At 71.0% G+C, this 17758-nt stretch carries 18 protein-coding genes; 17 read left to right on the plus strand and 1 reads right to left on the minus strand.

Translation table 11 applies throughout. The features are described 5' to 3' along the window. Positions 1-74 precede the first annotated feature (74 nt). From ftsH to Q1A98_RS05220, 14 genes are all read left to right on the plus strand, one after another. Entirely contained in the window at positions 75-2531 is a 2457-nt protein-coding gene (gene ftsH / locus Q1A98_RS05155) for an ATP-dependent zinc metalloprotease FtsH (RefSeq protein ID WP_299570382.1), read from the plus strand. Positions 2532-2604: 73 nt separating this feature from the next. After that, entirely contained in the window at positions 2605-3216 is a 612-nt protein-coding gene (folE, locus tag Q1A98_RS05160) for a GTP cyclohydrolase I FolE (protein WP_299570384.1), read from the plus strand. A gap of 38 nt (positions 3217-3254) precedes the next feature. After that, positions 3255-4166 (plus strand): dihydropteroate synthase, encoded by a 912-nt coding sequence (gene folP / locus Q1A98_RS05165; protein WP_299570387.1) that lies wholly within the window; start codon positions 3255-3257, stop codon positions 4164-4166. After that, on the plus strand, positions 4159-4536 hold the full coding sequence (gene folB / locus Q1A98_RS05170) for a dihydroneopterin aldolase (RefSeq protein WP_299570389.1): 378 nt from the start codon (positions 4159-4161) through the stop codon (positions 4534-4536). The genes folP and folB overlap by 8 nt, the downstream gene beginning before the upstream one ends. Before the next feature lie 10 nt (positions 4537-4546). Next, positions 4547-5083: a 2-amino-4-hydroxy-6-hydroxymethyldihydropteridine diphosphokinase gene (folK, locus tag Q1A98_RS05175; protein WP_299570391.1), complete on the plus strand. Its 537-nt coding sequence runs from the start codon at positions 4547-4549 to the stop codon at positions 5081-5083. Continuing rightward, the gene (locus Q1A98_RS05180; RefSeq protein WP_299570394.1) at positions 5080-5613 is read left to right on the plus strand and encodes a DUF3180 domain-containing protein; all 534 of its coding nucleotides are present in this window, start codon (positions 5080-5082) and stop codon (positions 5611-5613) included. The genes folK and Q1A98_RS05180 overlap by 4 nt, the downstream gene beginning before the upstream one ends. Before the next feature lie 86 nt (positions 5614-5699). Continuing rightward, complete coding sequence (locus Q1A98_RS05185) at positions 5700-6785, plus strand: DUF6779 domain-containing protein (RefSeq protein ID WP_299570396.1); 1086 nt, start codon at positions 5700-5702, stop codon at positions 6783-6785. Positions 6786-6914: 129 nt separating this feature from the next. Next, the gene (locus tag Q1A98_RS05190) at positions 6915-7856 is read left to right on the plus strand and encodes a DUF2520 domain-containing protein (protein WP_299570399.1); all 942 of its coding nucleotides are present in this window, start codon (positions 6915-6917) and stop codon (positions 7854-7856) included. After that, the gene (gene panC, locus Q1A98_RS05195; RefSeq protein ID WP_299570402.1) at positions 7853-8767 is read left to right on the plus strand and encodes a pantoate--beta-alanine ligase; all 915 of its coding nucleotides are present in this window, start codon (positions 7853-7855) and stop codon (positions 8765-8767) included. Before Q1A98_RS05190 ends, panC begins: the two co-directional genes overlap by 4 nt. Before the next feature lie 26 nt (positions 8768-8793). Then, entirely contained in the window at positions 8794-9234 is a 441-nt protein-coding gene (gene panD / locus Q1A98_RS05200; RefSeq protein ID WP_299570405.1) for an aspartate 1-decarboxylase, read from the plus strand. 14 nt (positions 9235-9248) lie between these two features. After that, the gene (locus Q1A98_RS05205; RefSeq protein WP_299570408.1) at positions 9249-10091 is read left to right on the plus strand and encodes a type III pantothenate kinase; all 843 of its coding nucleotides are present in this window, start codon (positions 9249-9251) and stop codon (positions 10089-10091) included. An 87-nt stretch (positions 10092-10178) separates the two neighbouring features. Beyond that, a complete protein-coding gene (locus tag Q1A98_RS05210) occupies positions 10179-10625 on the plus strand; it encodes a hypothetical protein (protein ID WP_299570411.1) in 447 nt (148 codons plus the stop codon). Between the two features lie 62 nt (positions 10626-10687). After that, positions 10688-12205: a lysine--tRNA ligase gene (gene lysS, locus Q1A98_RS05215; RefSeq protein ID WP_299570414.1), complete on the plus strand. Its 1518-nt coding sequence runs from the start codon at positions 10688-10690 to the stop codon at positions 12203-12205. A 148-nt stretch (positions 12206-12353) separates the two neighbouring features. Next, complete coding sequence (locus Q1A98_RS05220; RefSeq protein ID WP_299570415.1) at positions 12354-12674, plus strand: Lsr2 family protein; 321 nt, start codon at positions 12354-12356, stop codon at positions 12672-12674. Positions 12675-12686: 12 nt separating this feature from the next. On the opposite strand, the gene Q1A98_RS05225 is transcribed toward Q1A98_RS05220, so the two are convergent. Then, positions 12687-14267 (minus strand): FadD3 family acyl-CoA ligase, encoded by a 1581-nt coding sequence (locus Q1A98_RS05225; RefSeq protein WP_299570416.1) that lies wholly within the window; start codon positions 14265-14267, stop codon positions 12687-12689. A gap of 59 nt (positions 14268-14326) precedes the next feature. On the opposite strand from Q1A98_RS05225, the gene Q1A98_RS05230 reads away from it, so the two are divergent. The 3 genes from Q1A98_RS05230 to Q1A98_RS05240 are packed head-to-tail and all read left to right on the plus strand — an operon-like array spanning position 14327 to position 17587. Further along, on the plus strand, positions 14327-15580 hold the full coding sequence (locus Q1A98_RS05230) for an acyl-CoA dehydrogenase family protein (protein ID WP_299570417.1): 1254 nt from the start codon (positions 14327-14329) through the stop codon (positions 15578-15580). Then, positions 15577-16389: an SDR family oxidoreductase gene (locus tag Q1A98_RS05235; RefSeq protein WP_299570418.1), complete on the plus strand. Its 813-nt coding sequence runs from the start codon at positions 15577-15579 to the stop codon at positions 16387-16389. Before Q1A98_RS05230 ends, Q1A98_RS05235 begins: the two co-directional genes overlap by 4 nt. A gap of 40 nt (positions 16390-16429) precedes the next feature. Further along, complete coding sequence (locus Q1A98_RS05240) at positions 16430-17587, plus strand: acetyl-CoA C-acetyltransferase (RefSeq protein ID WP_299570420.1); 1158 nt, start codon at positions 16430-16432, stop codon at positions 17585-17587. Positions 17588-17758: the final 171 nt, after the last annotated feature.

Below are 17758 nucleotides of genomic sequence, written 5' to 3' on the forward strand. Positions count from 1 at the left end.
GGCGTTCACGGGTAGCCTGACCGAACAGGTGTACCCACTACGAAGGGACGCGCCGGCGCCGACCGGGACGTGTGATGAATCGAAAGACTGTTTTCCGCAACCTCGCCATCGTGGCCGTCATCGTGCTCGCCATCTGGGGATGGACGGTGCTGCGCGACGGCAACCGCGAGTACAAGAGTGTGGACACGTCCGTCGCCCTCACGCAGCTGAACACGAAGAACGTGAACAGCGTGCAGATCGACGACCGCGAGCAGGCGCTCCGGCTCGAGCTGAAGAACCCGGTCGACGGCTCCACCAAGATCACGTCGAAGTACCCGGCGCGGGCCTCCGAGTTCGTCTTCACCTCGGTCCGTGACTCCGGCGCGAAGTACCAGACCAACGTCACCCAGGAATCCGTCCTGTGGCAGATCCTGATCTTCGTCCTGCCGATGCTGATCCTGTTCGGCCTCTTCTTCTTCGTGATGAGTCGCATGCAGGGCGGCGGCAAGGGCGGGGTCATGGGCTTCGGCAAGTCCAAGGCCAAGCAGCTCTCCAAGGACCACCCGAAGACCACCTTCGCCGACGTCGCCGGTTCCGACGAGGCGGTCGAGGAGCTCTACGAGATCAAGGACTTCCTGCAGAACCCCGCGCGCTACCAGGCGCTCGGCGCGAAGATCCCGCGCGGTGTGCTGCTCTACGGCCCTCCCGGCACCGGCAAGACGCTGCTCGCGCGCGCCGTCGCCGGCGAGGCGGGCGTCCCGTTCTTCACCATCTCCGGCTCGGACTTCGTCGAGATGTTCGTCGGTGTCGGCGCCTCGCGTGTGCGTGACCTGTTCGAGCAGGCGAAGAACAACAGCCCCTGCATCATCTTCGTCGACGAGATCGACGCCGTCGGCCGCCAGCGTGGCGCCGGCCTCGGCGGTGGGCACGACGAGCGCGAGCAGACCCTCAACCAGCTGCTCGTGGAGATGGACGGCTTCGGCGAGCGCTCCGGCGTCATCCTGATCGCGGCGACCAACCGCCCCGACATCCTCGACCCGGCGCTGCTGCGTCCCGGCCGCTTCGACCGGCAGATCCCGGTCGGCAACCCCGACATCGCCGGACGCCGGGCGATCCTCAAGGTGCACGCCGCGGGCAAGCCGATCGACCCCGACGCCGACCTCGACGGACTCGCCAAGCGCACCCCGGGCATGTCCGGCGCCGACCTGGCCAACGTCATCAACGAGTCGGCCCTGCTCGCCGCGCGCGAGAACCGCACGACGATCACCGCCGAACTGCTCGAGGAGTCGGTCGACCGGGTCGTCGGCGGCCCGCGTCGCAAGAGCCGGATCATCAGCGAGCACGAGAAGAAGATCGTGGCCTACCACGAGGGTGGACACACCCTCGCGGCATGGGCGATGCCCGATCTCGACCCGATCTACAAGGTCACGATCCTCGCCCGCGGGCGTACCGGCGGTCACGCGCTGGCTGTGCCGGAGCAGGACAAGGACCTGATGACGCGCTCGGAGATGATCGCGCGTCTGGTGATGGCGATGGGTGGCCGTGCCGCCGAGGAACTCGTGTTCCACGAGCCCACCACCGGCGCATCGTCCGACATCGACCAGGCCACGAAGATCGCCCGCGCGATGGTCACCGAGTACGGCATGAGCGCGAAGCTCGGTGCCGTCCGGTACGGCCAGGAACAGGGCGACCCGTTCCTCGGTCGGTCGATGGGCACCCACAGCGACTACTCCGCCGAGATCGCCTCCGAGATCGACGACGAGGTCCGTCGCCTGATCGAGGCCGCGCACACCGAGGCGTGGGCGATCCTCGACGAATACCGCGACACCCTCGACGAGCTGGCCACACAGCTCCTCGAGCGCGAGACGCTGACCCGCAAGGATCTGGAGGCCATCTTCTCCGGTGTGGAGAAGCGGCCGCGCATCACCACGTTCAACGACTTCGGTGACCGGATCCCCAGCAGCAAGCCGCCGGTGAAGACGCCCAAGGAGCTCGCCGCCGAGCGTGGCGAGCCGTGGCCCCCGGAGCCCGCACCCGACCTGCGCAAGGAGCCGGTCGGCGCGTCGGGCGGATACGGCCAGAACGGCCACACACCGCAGGGCTACGGCCCCGACGGGACCAACGGTCACGGCCAGTACGGCCAGAACGGCTACGGACAGAACGGTCACGGGCAGGGTCAGAACGGGTACGGCCAGAACGGGTACGGCCAGGGTCAGAACGGATACGGCCAGAACGGCTACGGCCAGAACGGCTACGGCCAGAACGGGTACGGACAGGGCGGTCCGTCGTACGGGCAGCCCACACCGCCCGGGCGCGGCGACGACTACCCCGGCTACCCGCAGGGATACCCGTCACCCGGCTACGGCGGACCCGGATACGGCAATCCCGGCCATCAGCCGACGCCGCAGCCGGTCCCGCGTGACCAGGACCCGTCACAGCACCGACCCAGCGGTCCGGACTACGGCGCGCCCGACGGCTGGTCGGCCCCGGGATGGCCGCCCCGCGACGGCGATCAGCGCCCGCCGAACGGCACCCCGCCGTCCCGCTACTGACACAGTGCGTCGACCCCTCTCGGGGTCGGCCGCCCCTCCACGCCGTCCTCGAGAAATGGGTAGGCACCCCACCATGACCGACACCACCGAAGCCCCGTCTGCGGGTGCGATGACCGAGTTCGACCAGCCTCGCGCCGAGGCCGCGGTCCGCGAGCTGTTGCTCGCGATGGGGGAGGACCCCGAGCGCGACGGGTTGAAGGACACGCCCGCGCGGGTGGCGCGTGCCTACAAGGAGATGTTCGCGGGCCTCTGGGTGGATCCCGATGAGGTGTTGGCGACGACGTTCGACGTCGGGCACGACGAGTTGGTGCTGGTCAAGGACATCCCGATGTACTCGACCTGTGAGCACCATCTGGTGTCGTTCCACGGCGTGGCGCACGTCGGGTACATCCCGGGCGCCACGGGTCAGGTGACCGGGTTGTCGAAGCTGGCGCGTGTGGTCGACCTGTACGCCAAGCGCCCGCAGGTGCAGGAGCGGTTGACCACGCAGATCGCCGACGCCCTGGTCCGCAAGCTCGAGCCGCGCGGGGTGATCGTGGTGATCGAGGCCGAGCACCTGTGCATGGCGATGCGCGGCATCCGCAAGCCCGGGGCGAGCACCACCACCTCCGCCGTGCGCGGAATCTTCAAGACCAACGCGATCAGCCGCGGTGAGGCGCTGGAGCTCATCGCGCGACGGACCTGACGTCGGTTCTCACGCCGCCCACGCCTACCGTGGACGGCGTGTCCCCCGCGGTCGACCTGACGCCCGGCACCCGCACCCGCGTGGTGGGGGTTCTCAACGTGACGGCCGACTCGTTCTCCGACGGCGGCCTGTACCTCGACCCCGACCGTGCCGTGCAGCACGGGGTGCTCCTGGCCCGACAGGGCGCCGACCTCGTCGACGTCGGCGGTGAGTCGACCCGTCCCGGCGCGAACCGGGTCGAGCCCGACGTGGAACGCGACCGCGTCGTCCCGGTCATCCGGGCACTCGCCGACCAGGGGATCGCGGTCTCCGTCGACACCATGCGCGCGTCGGTCGCCGCGGCCGCCGTCGAGGCCGGTGCGGCGGTGATCAACGACGTGTCCGGTGGCCGCGCCGATCCCGACATGGCGCGGGTCGCGGCCGAGACCGGCGTCCCGTGGATCCTCATGCACTGGCGCCCGACCGTCGACGGCGCCGGTGTCACCCGCTTCGCCCATCGGGTCGACGACGTCGGCGGATACCGCGACGTCGTCGCCCAGGTGAGCGCGGAACTGCTCGCCCAGGTGGACGCGGCCGTCGCGGCCGGCGTCAGCCCCGACCGCCTCGTGCTCGACCCCGGGCTCGGCTTCGCCAAGGCCGCGGCCCACAACTGGGCGCTGCTGCACGCCCTGCCGACGCTCGTCGGGCTCGGCTACCCGATCCTCGTCGGCGCGTCCCGCAAGCGCTTCCTGGGGGCGCTGCTCGGCGGGGACGGCGATCCCCGACCACCCGACGGCCGCGAGGTCGCCACGGCCGCGGTCACCGCGCTGGCCGCCGCCCACGGCGCGTGGGGCGTGCGCGTGCACGACGTCGTCGCAGGTCGTGACGCGGTCGCTGTCGCCGCCGCCTGGACCACCGGCGGCAGGCGCGGGTCGGTCGACGGCGCGCGGGAGGGGGTCCACGATGGCTGACCGCATCGAGCTGCGAGGACTCGTCGTCCGCGGCAACCACGGCGTCTTCGACCACGAGAAGCGCGACGGGCAGGACTTCGTCATCGACCTCGTCCTGTGGCTCGACCTGAGTGCGGCTGCCGCCTCCGACGACCTCGCCGACACCGTCCACTACGGCGAACTGGCCCAGCGCGCCCACGACATCGTCGCCGGACCGTCCCGGGACCTGATCGAGACGGTCGGGGCCGAGATCGCCGACGACGTCATGACCGACGAGCGGGTCGCGGCCTGCGAGGTCACCGTGCACAAGCCGTCCGCGCCGATCCCGCTGACGTTCTCCGACGTCGCCGTCGTGACGCGACGCTCGCGCAAATCGGGTCGGTCCCTGTGAGCCCCACACGATGAGCCGAGCCGTCCTGTCGATCGGCGCCAACATGGGCGACACGGTCGCCGCGCTGCAGGCTGTCCGCGACCACTTCGGCGAGCGGGTGGTCGCCGCGTCCGCGATCCACGCGACCCCACCCTGGGGCCCGGTCGCCCAGGACGACTTCGACAACGCCGTGCTCGTCGTCGAGAGTGCCGACGCGACCCCGCGGGACTGGCTGGAGGAGGGTTTTGCCTGTGAGCGCGCCGCCGACCGCACCCGTGAACTGCGGTGGGGGCCACGCACTCTCGACGTCGACGTCGTCTCGGTGACCGTCGACGGGAGCGTCGTGGTCGACGACGACCCCGACCTGACCCTGCCGCATCCGCGGGCGCATCTGCGCGCTTTCGTGCTGATCCCGTGGCTCGACGCCGATCCCCGCGCCACCCTGTGGACCGAGGCGGGCGAGCGGGCTGTCGCCGATCTCGCCGCCGCCCTGCCCGCCGACGAGCGCGCCGGAGTGCGTCGCCGGGACGTCGAGGGCTGGACAGTCGTCAGGGAGGGCGACCGATGACCCGCAGCGGTGGTCGACGACCACGTCAGGACGACCCCGACCAGCAGGGAATGTCGCCCACCCGCGTCCGGGACCTCCTCGGCGTCGCCGCGGTGACGGCCGTGATCGTGTGGTTGCTGGTCCGCGTCAGCTACGGCCAACTGCCACCGCTGCCGTTGCTGGCCGGGATCGTCCTGTATGTCCTGGCCGCGTTGGAGGCGGTCATCGCCGTCATCGTGCGGTCTCGCGTCTCGAGCTCCCAGGTGGGCCGGGCGTCCGGGCAGCTACACCCGCTGACCGCAGCGCGCGTGCTCGCGCTGGCCAAGGCGTCGGCGTTGCTCGGTGCACTGGCCGTCGGCGTGTGGGCGGGGATGGGGATCTACCTGCTGTCGCTGTCGGAGTCGTCGGCAGCCGACCACGACAAGCCCGCGGCGATCGTGGGTCTCATCGGCGGTGTGCTGCTCGCGGCGGCCGCCGTGTGGCTCGAATACTCCTGTCGGACACCGGATGATCCCGAGGACGCCGCAGGCGCGTCGCCGTCGGGGACATGAGCGGTCCGACGACACCGGACCGCGACGGCCCGACACCGGCCTCGCCCTCGCACGTCCGGGGCCCGGACGCCAGTAGGGTGACGCGCATGACAGCAACGGGCGGTCGCTCCGCCGGTCTGCGCCGGTCGCGGCGCGGACCGGCCCAGTGGTTGCTCGGCCTGCTGCTGCTCCTCGCCATCGGCGCGTCGGTCGCCATGATCTTCACGCCCGACCGCAGTGTCGTCGCGTCGCTGGCCGTCATCGCCGCCCTGTGGGCCGCGGTCATCGGGGCCATCCTCGTCACCAAGTTCCGCCGCCAGGCCGACTCGGCCGAGGCGAAGACGCGCGATCTCCGGGTCGTCTACGAGCTGCAGCTCGAGCGCGAGATCGCCGCCCGCAAGCAGTACGAGCTCGGGGTCGAGGCGCAGATCCGTCGCGAGGTGCGCGCGGAGTCGACCCAGGAGCTGCGCGCGCTGCAGGAGCAGGTCGCCTCGCTACGGGCCAGCGTCGAGGCGCTGGTGGGGGAGTTGCCCGATCACCGGGTCGCCCTCGAGGCCGAACGTCTGCGGGCGCTCGGGCCGGTCCAGGACCCCGTGGTGTTCGACGGCGCCACCGCCGAGCGCGACTTCGCGCGCACGGCACCGGAACCCGCGCCCACACCTCCTGCGCCGCCGACCGCCGCACCGCAGACCGACCGACCGGTCGCCGACGACCGGCCCGCCGATCGCCCGCAGTTCGTCGACGAGACCCCGACCGACGAGTGGGCCACCTCCACGACCCAGGCCGCCGCCGACCTGCCTGCGACGGACCGACCCGCCGCGGCGCCGCCCGGAGTGCCGACGACGGCACCGGAACCCGCCCCGGAGTCGACGTCGGAGGCGCCGCTGTCGAGCGGCGGGCACCACCGACAGCCGGGTCCCGACAGCGTCGACGGTGCCGGTCGCCACGGTCGGGGCGTACCCGCTCCGGAACCGGCCGTCGACGCCGCCGCCGATGAACCCGACACCGACGAGGGCATCGCCGACGCGACACCCGCCTGGAGCACGTCGGTCGACGCACCCGCCCGCCGCGATCGTCACCGCGCCCGCGAGGTCGACAGCGGCGCGCACAGCAACGGGCGCTCGGTGTCGGAGCTGATGGACTCGCTGCGGTCCGGCGGCAGCAGCGGTCGTCGTCGTCGTCGCGAGGACTGACACCCGGTCACGCGCTGCGGGTGACCCCGGTCACTCCACGTTCCTCGACGTCCCGCTCTGGGCCTATCCTCGATGCCGAACGTCCGGTACCCGCCATGCGGGACCGGAACGGTGATCAGGAGGACATCGGTGACCTCATCGGGCATCTCGAACTGGCCCGCGCCTGCACGACTCACGGTGGGCGTCGTCTCGGCCGGTCGGGTCGGTTGCGCCGTGGGCGCGGCTCTCGAGGCCGCGGGACACGTCGTCGGCGGCGTCGTGGCCCGGTCGCAGCGCTCTCGCGCACGTGCCGCTCGTCTCCTGCCCGACTCGGAGGTCCTCGACCTCGCAGCGGTCGTCACCCGCAGTGAACTGCTCGTCGTCGCGGTGCCCGATGATTCGCTCTCCGACGTGGTCCGCGACATCGCGGCCACGGGTGCCCTCCGCCCGGGGACGCTCGTCGCCCACACCGCCGGCGCGCAGGGCATCGGCATCCTGGCGCCTCTCGCGGACCTCGGCGCCACCACCCTCGCACTGCACCCCGCGATGACCTTCGTCGACTCCGACGACGACGTCCGACGCCTGCGCGCCGCGTGTTTCGGGGTCACCGCCGCCGACGAGGTCGGCTACGCGGTCGCCTCCGCGCTGGTCCTGGAGATGGGCGGGGAACCCGTGCGGGTCCGCGAGGAGGCGCGCACGCTGTACCACGCGTCACTCGCCCACGGCGCGAACCACCTCGTCGCCCTCATCGCCGACGCACTCGACGGGCTGCGGATCGCCCTGGAGGGTCAGGAGCTCCCGGGCCAGGACGTCGTCGACGACCGGGCGGGTGGACTCCCCGCGCGTGTGCTCGGTCCGCTGGTGACCGCCGCCCTGCAGAACACGCTCGAACTCGGCCCGTCCGCGCTGACCGGCCCGGTCGCCCGGGGCGACGGTGCCGCCATCGCACGGCATCTCGCCGCGCTCGACGAGGCCGACCCCGATCTCGCGGGCGCCTACCGTGCGATGGCCACCCGCGCCGCCCACCACGCCGACGCCCCGGCCGCGGTGTGGGATGTCCTCGCCACCGACCGCCCCAGGGGGAGCCGATGACGACCGCCACCCGTCCGTACACACCGGGATCGCTGACGGTGCACCGGGACCCGGCGACCCTGACGCAGGTGTCACGCGCGTTGCGGCAGACCGGCAAACGCGTCGTGCTGGTCCCGACCATGGGCGCGCTGCACGCCGGGCACCGAGAGCTGATCCGCGCCGCCCGCGCTCAGGGCCCGGCCGTCGTCATCGTGTCGATCTTCGTCAACCCCCTGCAGTTCGGGGCGAACGAGGACCTCGACGCCTACCCCCGCACGTTCGACGCCGACCGCGCCATCTGCGAGGAGGCGGGCGTCGAGCTGCTCTTCGCGCCCACCGTCGCCGACATGTACCCGGCCGGTCGACGCACCACCGTCCACCCCGGCCCGCTCGGCGACGATCTCGAAGGCGCCTCTCGGCCCGGGCATTTCGCCGGGATGCTGACCGTCGTCGCCAAGCTGCTCACCATCGCCGCGCCACACGCCGCGTACTTCGGCGAGAAGGACTACCAGCAGCTCGTCCTGGTGCGCCAGATGGTGACCGATCTCGACCTGGGTGTCGACATCGTCGGGGTCCCGACAGTGCGCGAGTCCGACGGCCTCGCGCTCTCCAGCAGGAACGCCTATCTGACCTCGGCACAGCGAGATTCGGCCACGGTCCTCTCCGCGGCGCTGGTCGCCGGTGCGCACGCCGCGGCCGGCGGCGCCGGTGCCATCGTCGACACCGCACGGCAGGTGCTGGCCACCCATCCCGAGGTCGACGTCGACTACCTCGAGGTGCGCGGGACCGACCTCGGCCCTCCCCCCGAGCAGGGCGACGGACGGCTGCTCGTCGCCGCCCGCGTCGGGACCACCCGACTCATCGACAACGTCGGTGTCGCCGTCGGCACCGGCTTCCTGGCCCGCGGCACCACCCCCGACCCCGTCTCCTGACCAGCTCACGACACAGAGGACACGCCATGCTCCGCACCATGATGACGTCGAAGATCCACCGCGCCACGGTGACCCAGGCCGACCTGCACTACGTCGGGTCCGTCACCATCGACGCCGACCTCCTCGACGCGGCCGGACTCATCGAGGGCGAGCAGGTCACCATCGTCGACATCGACAACGGTGCCCGCCTCGTCACCTATGCGATCTCCGGTCCCCGTGGCAGCGGGGTCATCGGCATCAACGGCGCTGCAGCGCATCTCGTGCACCCGGGCGACCTCGTCATCATCATCGCCTACGGGGTGCTCAGCCCCGAGGAGCTCGCCGACTACGCGCCGCGCGTGGTGTTCGTCGACTCCGCGAACCGCATCGTCGACCTCGGCTCGGACGCAGCGCACGTGCCGGACGGCGCCGATCTCCTCGATCCGCGCGTGCTGGACAGCACGATGCTCACCGACGCCACGCGCTGAGACACCGCGCGCACATGCTCCTCGTCCTCGACGTCGGCAACACGAACATCCACCTCGGGGTGTTCGCCGGCCGTGGCGACCACGCCACACTGGTGCGGGACTGGCGGATCCGGACCGAGCCCCGCATGACCGCCGACGAGTTGGCCCTCACGCTGGAGGGGCTGCTCGGAGACGACACCGGCCGCGTCGTGTCGGTCGCCGCACTCTCGACGGTGCCGTCGCTGCTGCGTGAGATGCGTGTGATGGTGCCGAAGTACTTCGGGTCCGGGCCGCACGTGCTGTTCGAGCCGGGCCTGCGGACCGGAGTGCCGCTGCTCGTCGACAACCCGAGGGAGGTCGGCACCGATCGCGTCGCCAACGCGCTGGCCGCGCGGGAGACGTACGGGACCGCCTGCATCGTCGTCGATTTCGGCACCACCACCCTCGTCGACGTGGTGTCGGCGAAGGGTGAGTTCCTCGGCGGCGCGATCGCCCCGGGCATCGACATCGCCGTCGACGCCCTCGCGCAGCGCACCGTCACACTCCGGACCGTCGAGCTCCTGCCGCCACGCAGCGTGGTCGGCAAGAACACCGTCGAGGCACTGCAGTCGGGGATCCTCTACGGCTTCGCCGGCCAGGTGGACGGGCTGGTCTCTCGTGTGCGCCGCGAGATCGCCGGGTTCTCCCAGTCCGACGACGTGACCGTCGTCGCGACCGGATACCTCGCGCCGCTGGTGTTCGAGGAGTGCCGCACCGTCGATGTCGCGCACCCCTACCTGACGCTGGAGGGGCTGCGACTGGTGTTCGAGCGCCAGCAGGAGGTGCGGCGCAAGCGGGAGAACGCCGATGGCGCACGCCGCGCGGCTGTGCCAGACTGACCCCGTGATGATGCGCTGTCGCGAGTGTTGTCGGGCCTGACGGCCCCACCTCACCCTGCCCGCATCACCCCTCGAGGACTCCCTCTCATGCCCGACGTGGCTCTGCGTTCCCACACCCGTCTGTCCGCCCACCCGGTCACCGCCGTCGCGCGTGCGCCGCTGGGCCTCCCCGTCGCCGATCTGCACCCGGCGCTCACCTCCGGTCATCGCCTCGTCGACGTCCGCCCCCAATGCGACCGGGACGTCGACGGCGTCGTCACCGGGGCGATCGCCCTCGCCCCCGAGGTGGCGGTCGCGCGACTCACCCCCGGGACCCGGACATCGCTGCGATTCGCCGAGCCGTCGTCGCGCTGGGTGCTGGTCGGCACCGACGGCCACGACGCCGAATGGCTCACCTGGCACCTGCACGCGGCCGGTGTGACCGGGGCCCGGTTCCTTCTCGGCGGCGCCCGTGCGCTGCGGGCGCGCCCCCTTGCGCCGCTGCCGGTGACCGCCTCGCAACGTCGTGAGGCGGCGTCGATCACCGCCCACTGACGCACGCCCGGGGCGCGCGGCGGCGGTCGGGGCCTGCGTGACGGGACGATAGGGTCGTCCGGGTGAGTGAGACCCCTGCGGCCCAGGCCAGCGACGCCGACCACCTGCCCGAGCAGCTGCGCATCCGTCGGGAGAAGCGGGCCCGGATCCTCGCCGAGGGCGGACAGGCCTATCCCGTCGCCGTCGACCGCACCCACACCCTCGCCGCGATCCGCGCCGCCCACGCCGACCTGCCCACCGACACCGCGACCGGCGAGCACGTCGGCGTCGCCGGCCGCGTCATCTTCGTCCGCAACAAGGGCAAGCTGTGTTTCTCGACGCTCCAGGAGGGCGACGGGACCCAGCTGCAGGTGATGATCAGCGTCAACGGCGTGGGCGAGGAGCGACTGGCCGCGTGGAAGGCCGACGTCGACCTCGGCGACTTCGTGTTCGTCCACGGCGAGGTGATCACCTCCCGCACCGGCGAGCTCAGCGTCATGGCCGATGCGTGGGAGATGGCCTCGAAGGCACTGCGCCCGTTGCCCGTCGCGCACAAGGAGCTCAGCGAGGAGACGCGCGTCCGGCAGCGCTACGTCGACCTCGTGCTCAACCCCGCCGCCCGCGAGACGGCCCGCACCCGCATCGCTGTCGTCCGTGCCCTGCGCGACGTCCTCACCGAACAGGACTTCGTGGAGGTGGAGACACCGATGCTGCAGACGCAGCACGGAGGCGCCGCCGCTCGGCCCTTCGTGACGCACTCCAACGCCCTCGACATCGACCTCTATCTGCGGATCGCGCCGGAACTGTTCCTCAAGCGGGCCGTCGTCGGCGGCATCGACCGCGTCTTCGAGATCAACCGCAACTTCCGCAACGAGGGCATCGACTCCACGCACTCGCCGGAGTTCGCGATGCTCGAGACCTACCAGGCCTACGGCACCTACGACGACTCCGCGCGCATGACCCGCGAGCTGGTGCAGGAGGTCTCTCGCCGAGCCCTGGGCACACTGACCCCCACGCTCGCCGACGGAACCGTCTACGACCTGTCCGGTGAGTGGCGCAGCATCTCGATGTACCCGTCGCTCTCGGAGGCGGCGGGGGAGGAGATCACCCCGCAGACCACGGTCGACGACTTGCGTCGCCTCGCCGACCGCGTCGGGCTCGCCGTGCCGACCGACAAGGGCCACGGCCACGGGAAGCTCGTCGAGGAACTCTGGGAACACCTCGTCGGGTCGCACATCGACGAGCCGTTCTTCGTCCGCGATTTCCCCGTCGAGACCTCACCGCTGACGCGCGATCACCGGTCCATTCCGGGTGTCGTCGAGAAATGGGATCTGTACGTTCGTGGATTCGAACTCGCGACCGGGTATTCGGAATTGATCGACCCGATCATCCAACGTGAACGATTCGTCGATCAGGCGCGTCTCGCGCGGGCCGGTGACGACGAGGCGATGGTTCTCGACGAGGAATTCCTGGCCGCGATGGAGCACGGGATGCCCCCGACCACGGGCACCGGTATGGGCGTCGATCGCCTGCTCATGGCCCTGACGGGTCTCGGGATCCGCGACACGATCTTGTTCCCTTTCGTGAAACCATCCGAATGATCGATCATTCTCCGACGAATTCCGCGCCATGAATTGTCGACCCCGGTTGTTCTGGTTACCATCGGAATCCGATCGGGGGATTCGACGGGGGGATCCGCGCTGAGCTCCCGGGCGACGGGCAAAGTGGCACGGCTGTGGGGACATGTTGATGGCGAAAAAGGTGACGGTCACGCTGGTCGACGACGTCGACGAGAGCAGATCGGCCGACGAGACGGTCGAGTTCGCCATCGACGGGGTGACCTACGAGATCGACCTCTCCCGGACCAACGCGCAACGACTCCGCTCGCAACTGAGCACCTGGGTCGAGCACGCACGTCAGGTCGACGGCGAGCCACGGGTCACCACGTCCCGCCACGATCCCGGGACCGCCGCCGCCATCCGTGACTGGGCCCGCCGCCACGGCATCGGCGTCTCCAGCCGCGGCCGCGTCGCCAGCGAGATCGTCGACCTCTACAACGCCGCACACTGAGCGCGGTCGCTCTCAGGCCAGCTCGCGTTTGAGGATCTTCCCGGCCGCGTTGCGGGGGAACGAGTCCACGACGACGACCGACCGTGGGACCTTGAAGTTCGCGAGCCGGCCGCGGCAGAACTCGACGACCGTGTCCGCGTCGAGTTCCGCCCCCGACCGCAGCGTGAGGAACGCCTTGCCGACCTCGCCGAGCCGGTCGTCGGGGACACCGATCACGGCGGCCTCGGTGACCTCGGGGATACGGGCGAGGGTCTGCTCGATCTCCGCGGGGTACACGTTGAACCCCCCGCAGATGTACATGTCCTTGAGCCGGTCGGTGATCCGGAGGTTGCCGGCGTCGTCGATGGTCCCGATGTCACCGGTGTGCAGCCAGCCGTCGTCGTCGATGGTCTCGGCCGTGGCCGCCGGGTCGTCGAGGTATCCGCGCATCACCATCGCGCCCCGGGCCAGCACCTCGCCCGCAGCGGACAGCGCCATCTCCATCCCCGCGAACGCGCGACCGCACGTGGTGGCCACGGTGACGGCGTCGTCGTCGGGCGTGCAGGTGGACACGAACCCACTGCACTCGGTGAGCCCGTAGGCGGTGACGACCGTGTCGACGCCGAGGTCGCTCTGGATGCGTTCGATCAGCACTACGGGCACGATCGCCGCGCCGGTGACGACCAGACGCAGCGACGACAGGTCACGGTCGGGACGCGAGGGGTCGTCGAGGATGGTCTGGAAGATGGTGGGCGCCCCGGGGAAGACGGTCAGTCGGTGTCGTTCCACCAGGTCCATGGCCGCGGTCGTGTCGTACACCGCCAGCGGGTACATCGTGGCCCCGAAGAGCAGGCACGGCAGGATGCCCGCCTTGTAGCCGAAGGTGTGGAAGTACGGATTGACCATGAGATAGCGGTCGGTCGGGGACAGTCGTCCGTTCGCGCCCCAGGCGTGTGCCCCGGCGAGGGTCTGTCGGTGCTCGGCCATCACGCCCTTGCTGCGTCCGGTGGTGCCCGAGGTGAAGAGGATGTCGGACAGGTCGGCGGGCGCGACCGCGTCGGCGCGGCGGTCGGCCTCGGCGCGGTGGTCGTCGGTCACCGATGCCGCGAGGTCGTCGTCCCAATCGACCGCGTCGCCCCGGAGCTCGTCGTCCGGGTCGAGCCGGATCCGCACGGGGACGGGTGGCCGGCTCAGCTGCGACCACTCGTCGAGCGCGACGAGATCGGCGAGACGATCGGTGCCGAGGAAGCGCCCCGAGACGACCAGCACCCGCGCATCGACGCGCTCGAGGACGTCGACCACCTCGAGCGCGGTGTAGCGGGTGTTGAGCGGCACGAGGACCGCTCCCGCCCAGTGGGTGGCCAGCGCCGCGATGGGCCACTGCACGCAGTTGGGCGCCCAGATCGCGACGCGGTCGCCGGGCTGCACGCCGTGCGCGACGAGCGCTGCGGCCGTCGTCCGCACCCCGGCCAGGATGTGTGACCAGGTGAGCTCGATGGGATGACCCCACTGCTCGTCGACCACGGCGAGGCCGTCCGGCCACAGGTGTGCCGCGCGACGGAGGGCGGCCGGCGTGGTCTCGATCGCGTCGGCCGACGCGGTCTCAGCGGTCACCGGATGCTCCCTCCGATCGGTGAAAACAAGCAAGTGCTTGGTAGGTTATCCTAGGCCACATGACCGTGACCGACCTCGCCGATCGTGCCGTGGACCTGCGGCGCTCGGGGGTGTCGGACGACGATTTCGCCCTGTCCGTCCGCGCCTGGCTGGAGTCGAACCTCACCGGTGAGTTCGCCCATCTGGCGGGTCGGGGCGGGCCCGGCAGCGAGCACGAGTTCTTCGCCGAGCGGCTCGCCTGGGACCGGCACCTCGCCGCGGCGGGGTGGACCTGCCTGGGATGGCCCACCGAGTACGGCGGTCGCAACGCGACCATCGCCCAGCGCATCGTCTTCCACACCGAGTACGCCCGCGCGCAGGCGCCCGCGCGCGTGAACCACCTCGGTGAGGAACTCCTCGGACCAACGCTCATCGCGTTCGGCACAGACGCGCAACGCGAGCGGTTCCTGCCGGGTATCGCCGACGTGACCGAGCTCTGGTCACAGGGATACTCCGAGCCCGGCGCCGGATCCGACCTCGCGAACGTGGCCACCACCGCGCGGCTCGAGGACGGCCGCTGGGTCATCAACGGTCAGAAGATCTGGACCTCCCTCGCGCACGTCGCGCAGTGGGCGTTCGTCCTGTGCCGGGTGGAGCGGGGATCGTCGCGCCACAAGGGCCTGGGCTTCCTCCTCGTCCCGCTCGACCAACCGGGCGTCACCGTGCGTCCGATCCAACAGCTCACCGGCACATCGGAGTTCAACGAGGTCTTCTTCGACGACGCCGTCACCGACGCCGACCTCATCGTCGGTGAACCCGGTGACGGGTGGCGCGTCGCGATGGGGCTGCTGGAGTTCGAGCGCGGTGTGTCGACCCTGGGCCAACAGGTGGGGTTCGCGCGCGAACTCGAACGGATCGTCACCATGGCCCGCGAGAACGGCACGGCTGCGGACCCGCGCATCCGAGACCGGATCGTGCGCGCCCGGATCGGACTGCGCGCCATGCGCGCTCACGCGCGCCGGACACTGGCCGAGGTGGACACAGCAGGCGCCGGCGGACAGGCGTCTGTGTCGAAGCTGTTGTGGGCCAACTGGCATCGTGATCTCGGAGAGCTGGCGATGGCCGTCCAGGGGGCACCGGGGCTCATCGCGCCCGACGCCACCACCGAGGGCGAACCCAACGAGATCACCGCACCCGACCGCGTCGAACTGGGGGAGTGGCAGCGACTGTTCCTGTTCTCCCGCGCCGACACCATCTACGGCGGGTCGAACGAGGTGCAGCGCACCATCATCGCCGAGCGTGTCCTCGGCCTGCCGAGGGAGGCCCGCCCGTGAGCGATCCCCGCCTGTCGTCGCCGTTGTCGACAGCGCCCGAGGAGATCCCCGGCCACGGGTTGCTGTCGGGGAAGAAGGTGGTCGTCACCGCGGCCGCGGGCACAGGCATCGGATTCGCGACCGCCCGTCGTGCCCTGCTCGAGGGCGCGGACGTCGTCGTCAGCGACTACCACGAACGACGACTCGGCGAGACCGCGGAGAAGCTGTCGGCCGAGTTCGGCGACCTGCAGGTCGCCGCGATCACCTGTGACGTCTCGAGCACCGACCAGGTGAACGCGCTGATCGACTCCGCAGCAGGCACTCTCGGACGTATCGACGTGCTGGTGAACAACGCCGGTCTCGGCGGGGAGACGCCTGTCGTCGACATGACGGACGAGCAGTGGGACCGCGTCCTGGACATCACGCTGACGAGCACGTTCCGCTCGACGCGTGCCGCTCTGCGCTACTTCGCCGGCGCCGAACACGGTGGGGTCATCGTCAACAACGCGTCGGTTCTCGGCTGGCGCGCCCAGCACGGCCAGGCGCACTACGCTGCGGCGAAGGCCGGGGTGATGGCGCTGACGCGGTGTTCGGCGGTCGAGGCCGTCGAGCACGGGGTGCGCATCAACGCGGTCGCGCCGTCGATCGCGCGCCATCCGTTCCTGGCCAAGGTCACCAGCGACGAGTTGCTCGACGATCTCGCGTCCCGCGAGGCATACGGCCGGGCCGCGGAGGTGTGGGAGATCGCCGCGACGATCGCCATGCTGGCCAGCGACTACACCACCTACCTCACCGGGGAGATCGTCTCCATCTCGAGTCAGCGTGCCTGACCGGCGTTCCCCCACAGTCGTTTCCACCCCAGGAGCAGTCATGAGCACACCGCAGGCCTACATCGTCGACGCCGTCCGCACGCCGGTCGGCAAGCGCAACGGGTCGCTCGCGAAGGTGAACCCGATCGATCTCGGCGCGCATGTCATCACCGCCGTCCTCGACCGGACCGGCATCGATCCGAACGTCATCGACGACGTCGTGTTCGGGTGCGTCGACACCATCGGCCCGCAGGCGGGCAACGTCGCCCGGTCCGCATGGCTCGCCGCGGGGCAGCCGCTGGCGGTGCCCGGCACGACGGTGGACCGGCAGTGCGGATCGTCGCAGCAGGCGATCCACTTCGCGGCGCAGGCCGTCATGAGCGGCACCCAGGACGTGGTCCTCGCCGGGGGACTGCAGAACATGAGCGCGATCCCCATCTCCGCGGCCATGATCGCGGGCGCGCAGTACGGGTTCGGCAACCCCTTCCACGACTCGGTCGGGTGGCAGGAACGGTTCGGCGACGCCGAGATCTCGCAATTCCATGGCGCCGACATGATGGCGCGGAAGTGGGACATCACCCGCGAGGACATGGAGCGGTGGGCCCTGCAGAGCCACGACCGCGCCCGCGCGGCGATCGCCGAGGGACGCTTCGACGGCGAGTACGTACCGCTGGGCGACTGCGTGGTCGACGAGTGCCCGCGGGAGACCTCGCTGGAGAAGATGGCCGGCCTGCCGGTGCTCGCCGAGGGGTCGTCTCTCACCGCCGCGGTCGCGTCGCAGATCTGCGACGGGTCGTCGGCGACACTCGTCGTCTCCGAGACCGCGCTGAAGGACCACGGCCTCACGCCGCGCGCCCGTATCCACCACATGACCGTGCGCGGCGACGACCCGATCATGATGCTGTCGGCGCCCATCCCCGCGACGAAGCATGCGCTCGCGAAGACGGGGCTGTCGATCGACGACATCGACGTGGTCGAGATCAACGAGGCGTTCGCCCCCGTCGTGCTCGCGTGGCTGAAGGAGACCGGCGCCGACCCGTCGCGGGTCAACCCGAACGGCGGCGGCATCGCGCTGGGTCATCCGCTCGGAGCGACCGGCGCGAAGCTGTTCGCGACCATGCTCAACGAGCTCGAGCGTCGCGGCGGACGCTACGGCCTGCAGACGATGTGCGAGGGCGGCGGCACCGCGAACGTCACCATCATCGAACGCCTCGGCTGAGCGCGCGCGGCTCGCGCGACACCCGTCGAGTGGGCGTTCGGAGACATCGACTGGGCGGTTGGCGAGATCGAGTGGGCGGGTGGCCACCGAGCGGACGTCCGACCGCCCACTCGACTCGCCCCGCCGCCCACTCGACGCCTCCTGCCGCCCACTCGACGGGTGGGGGGCGGG

This window comes from uncultured Williamsia sp. (assembly GCF_947494875.1).
In the GTDB taxonomy this organism is placed as follows: Bacteria; Actinomycetota; Actinomycetes; order Mycobacteriales; family Mycobacteriaceae; genus Williamsia_A.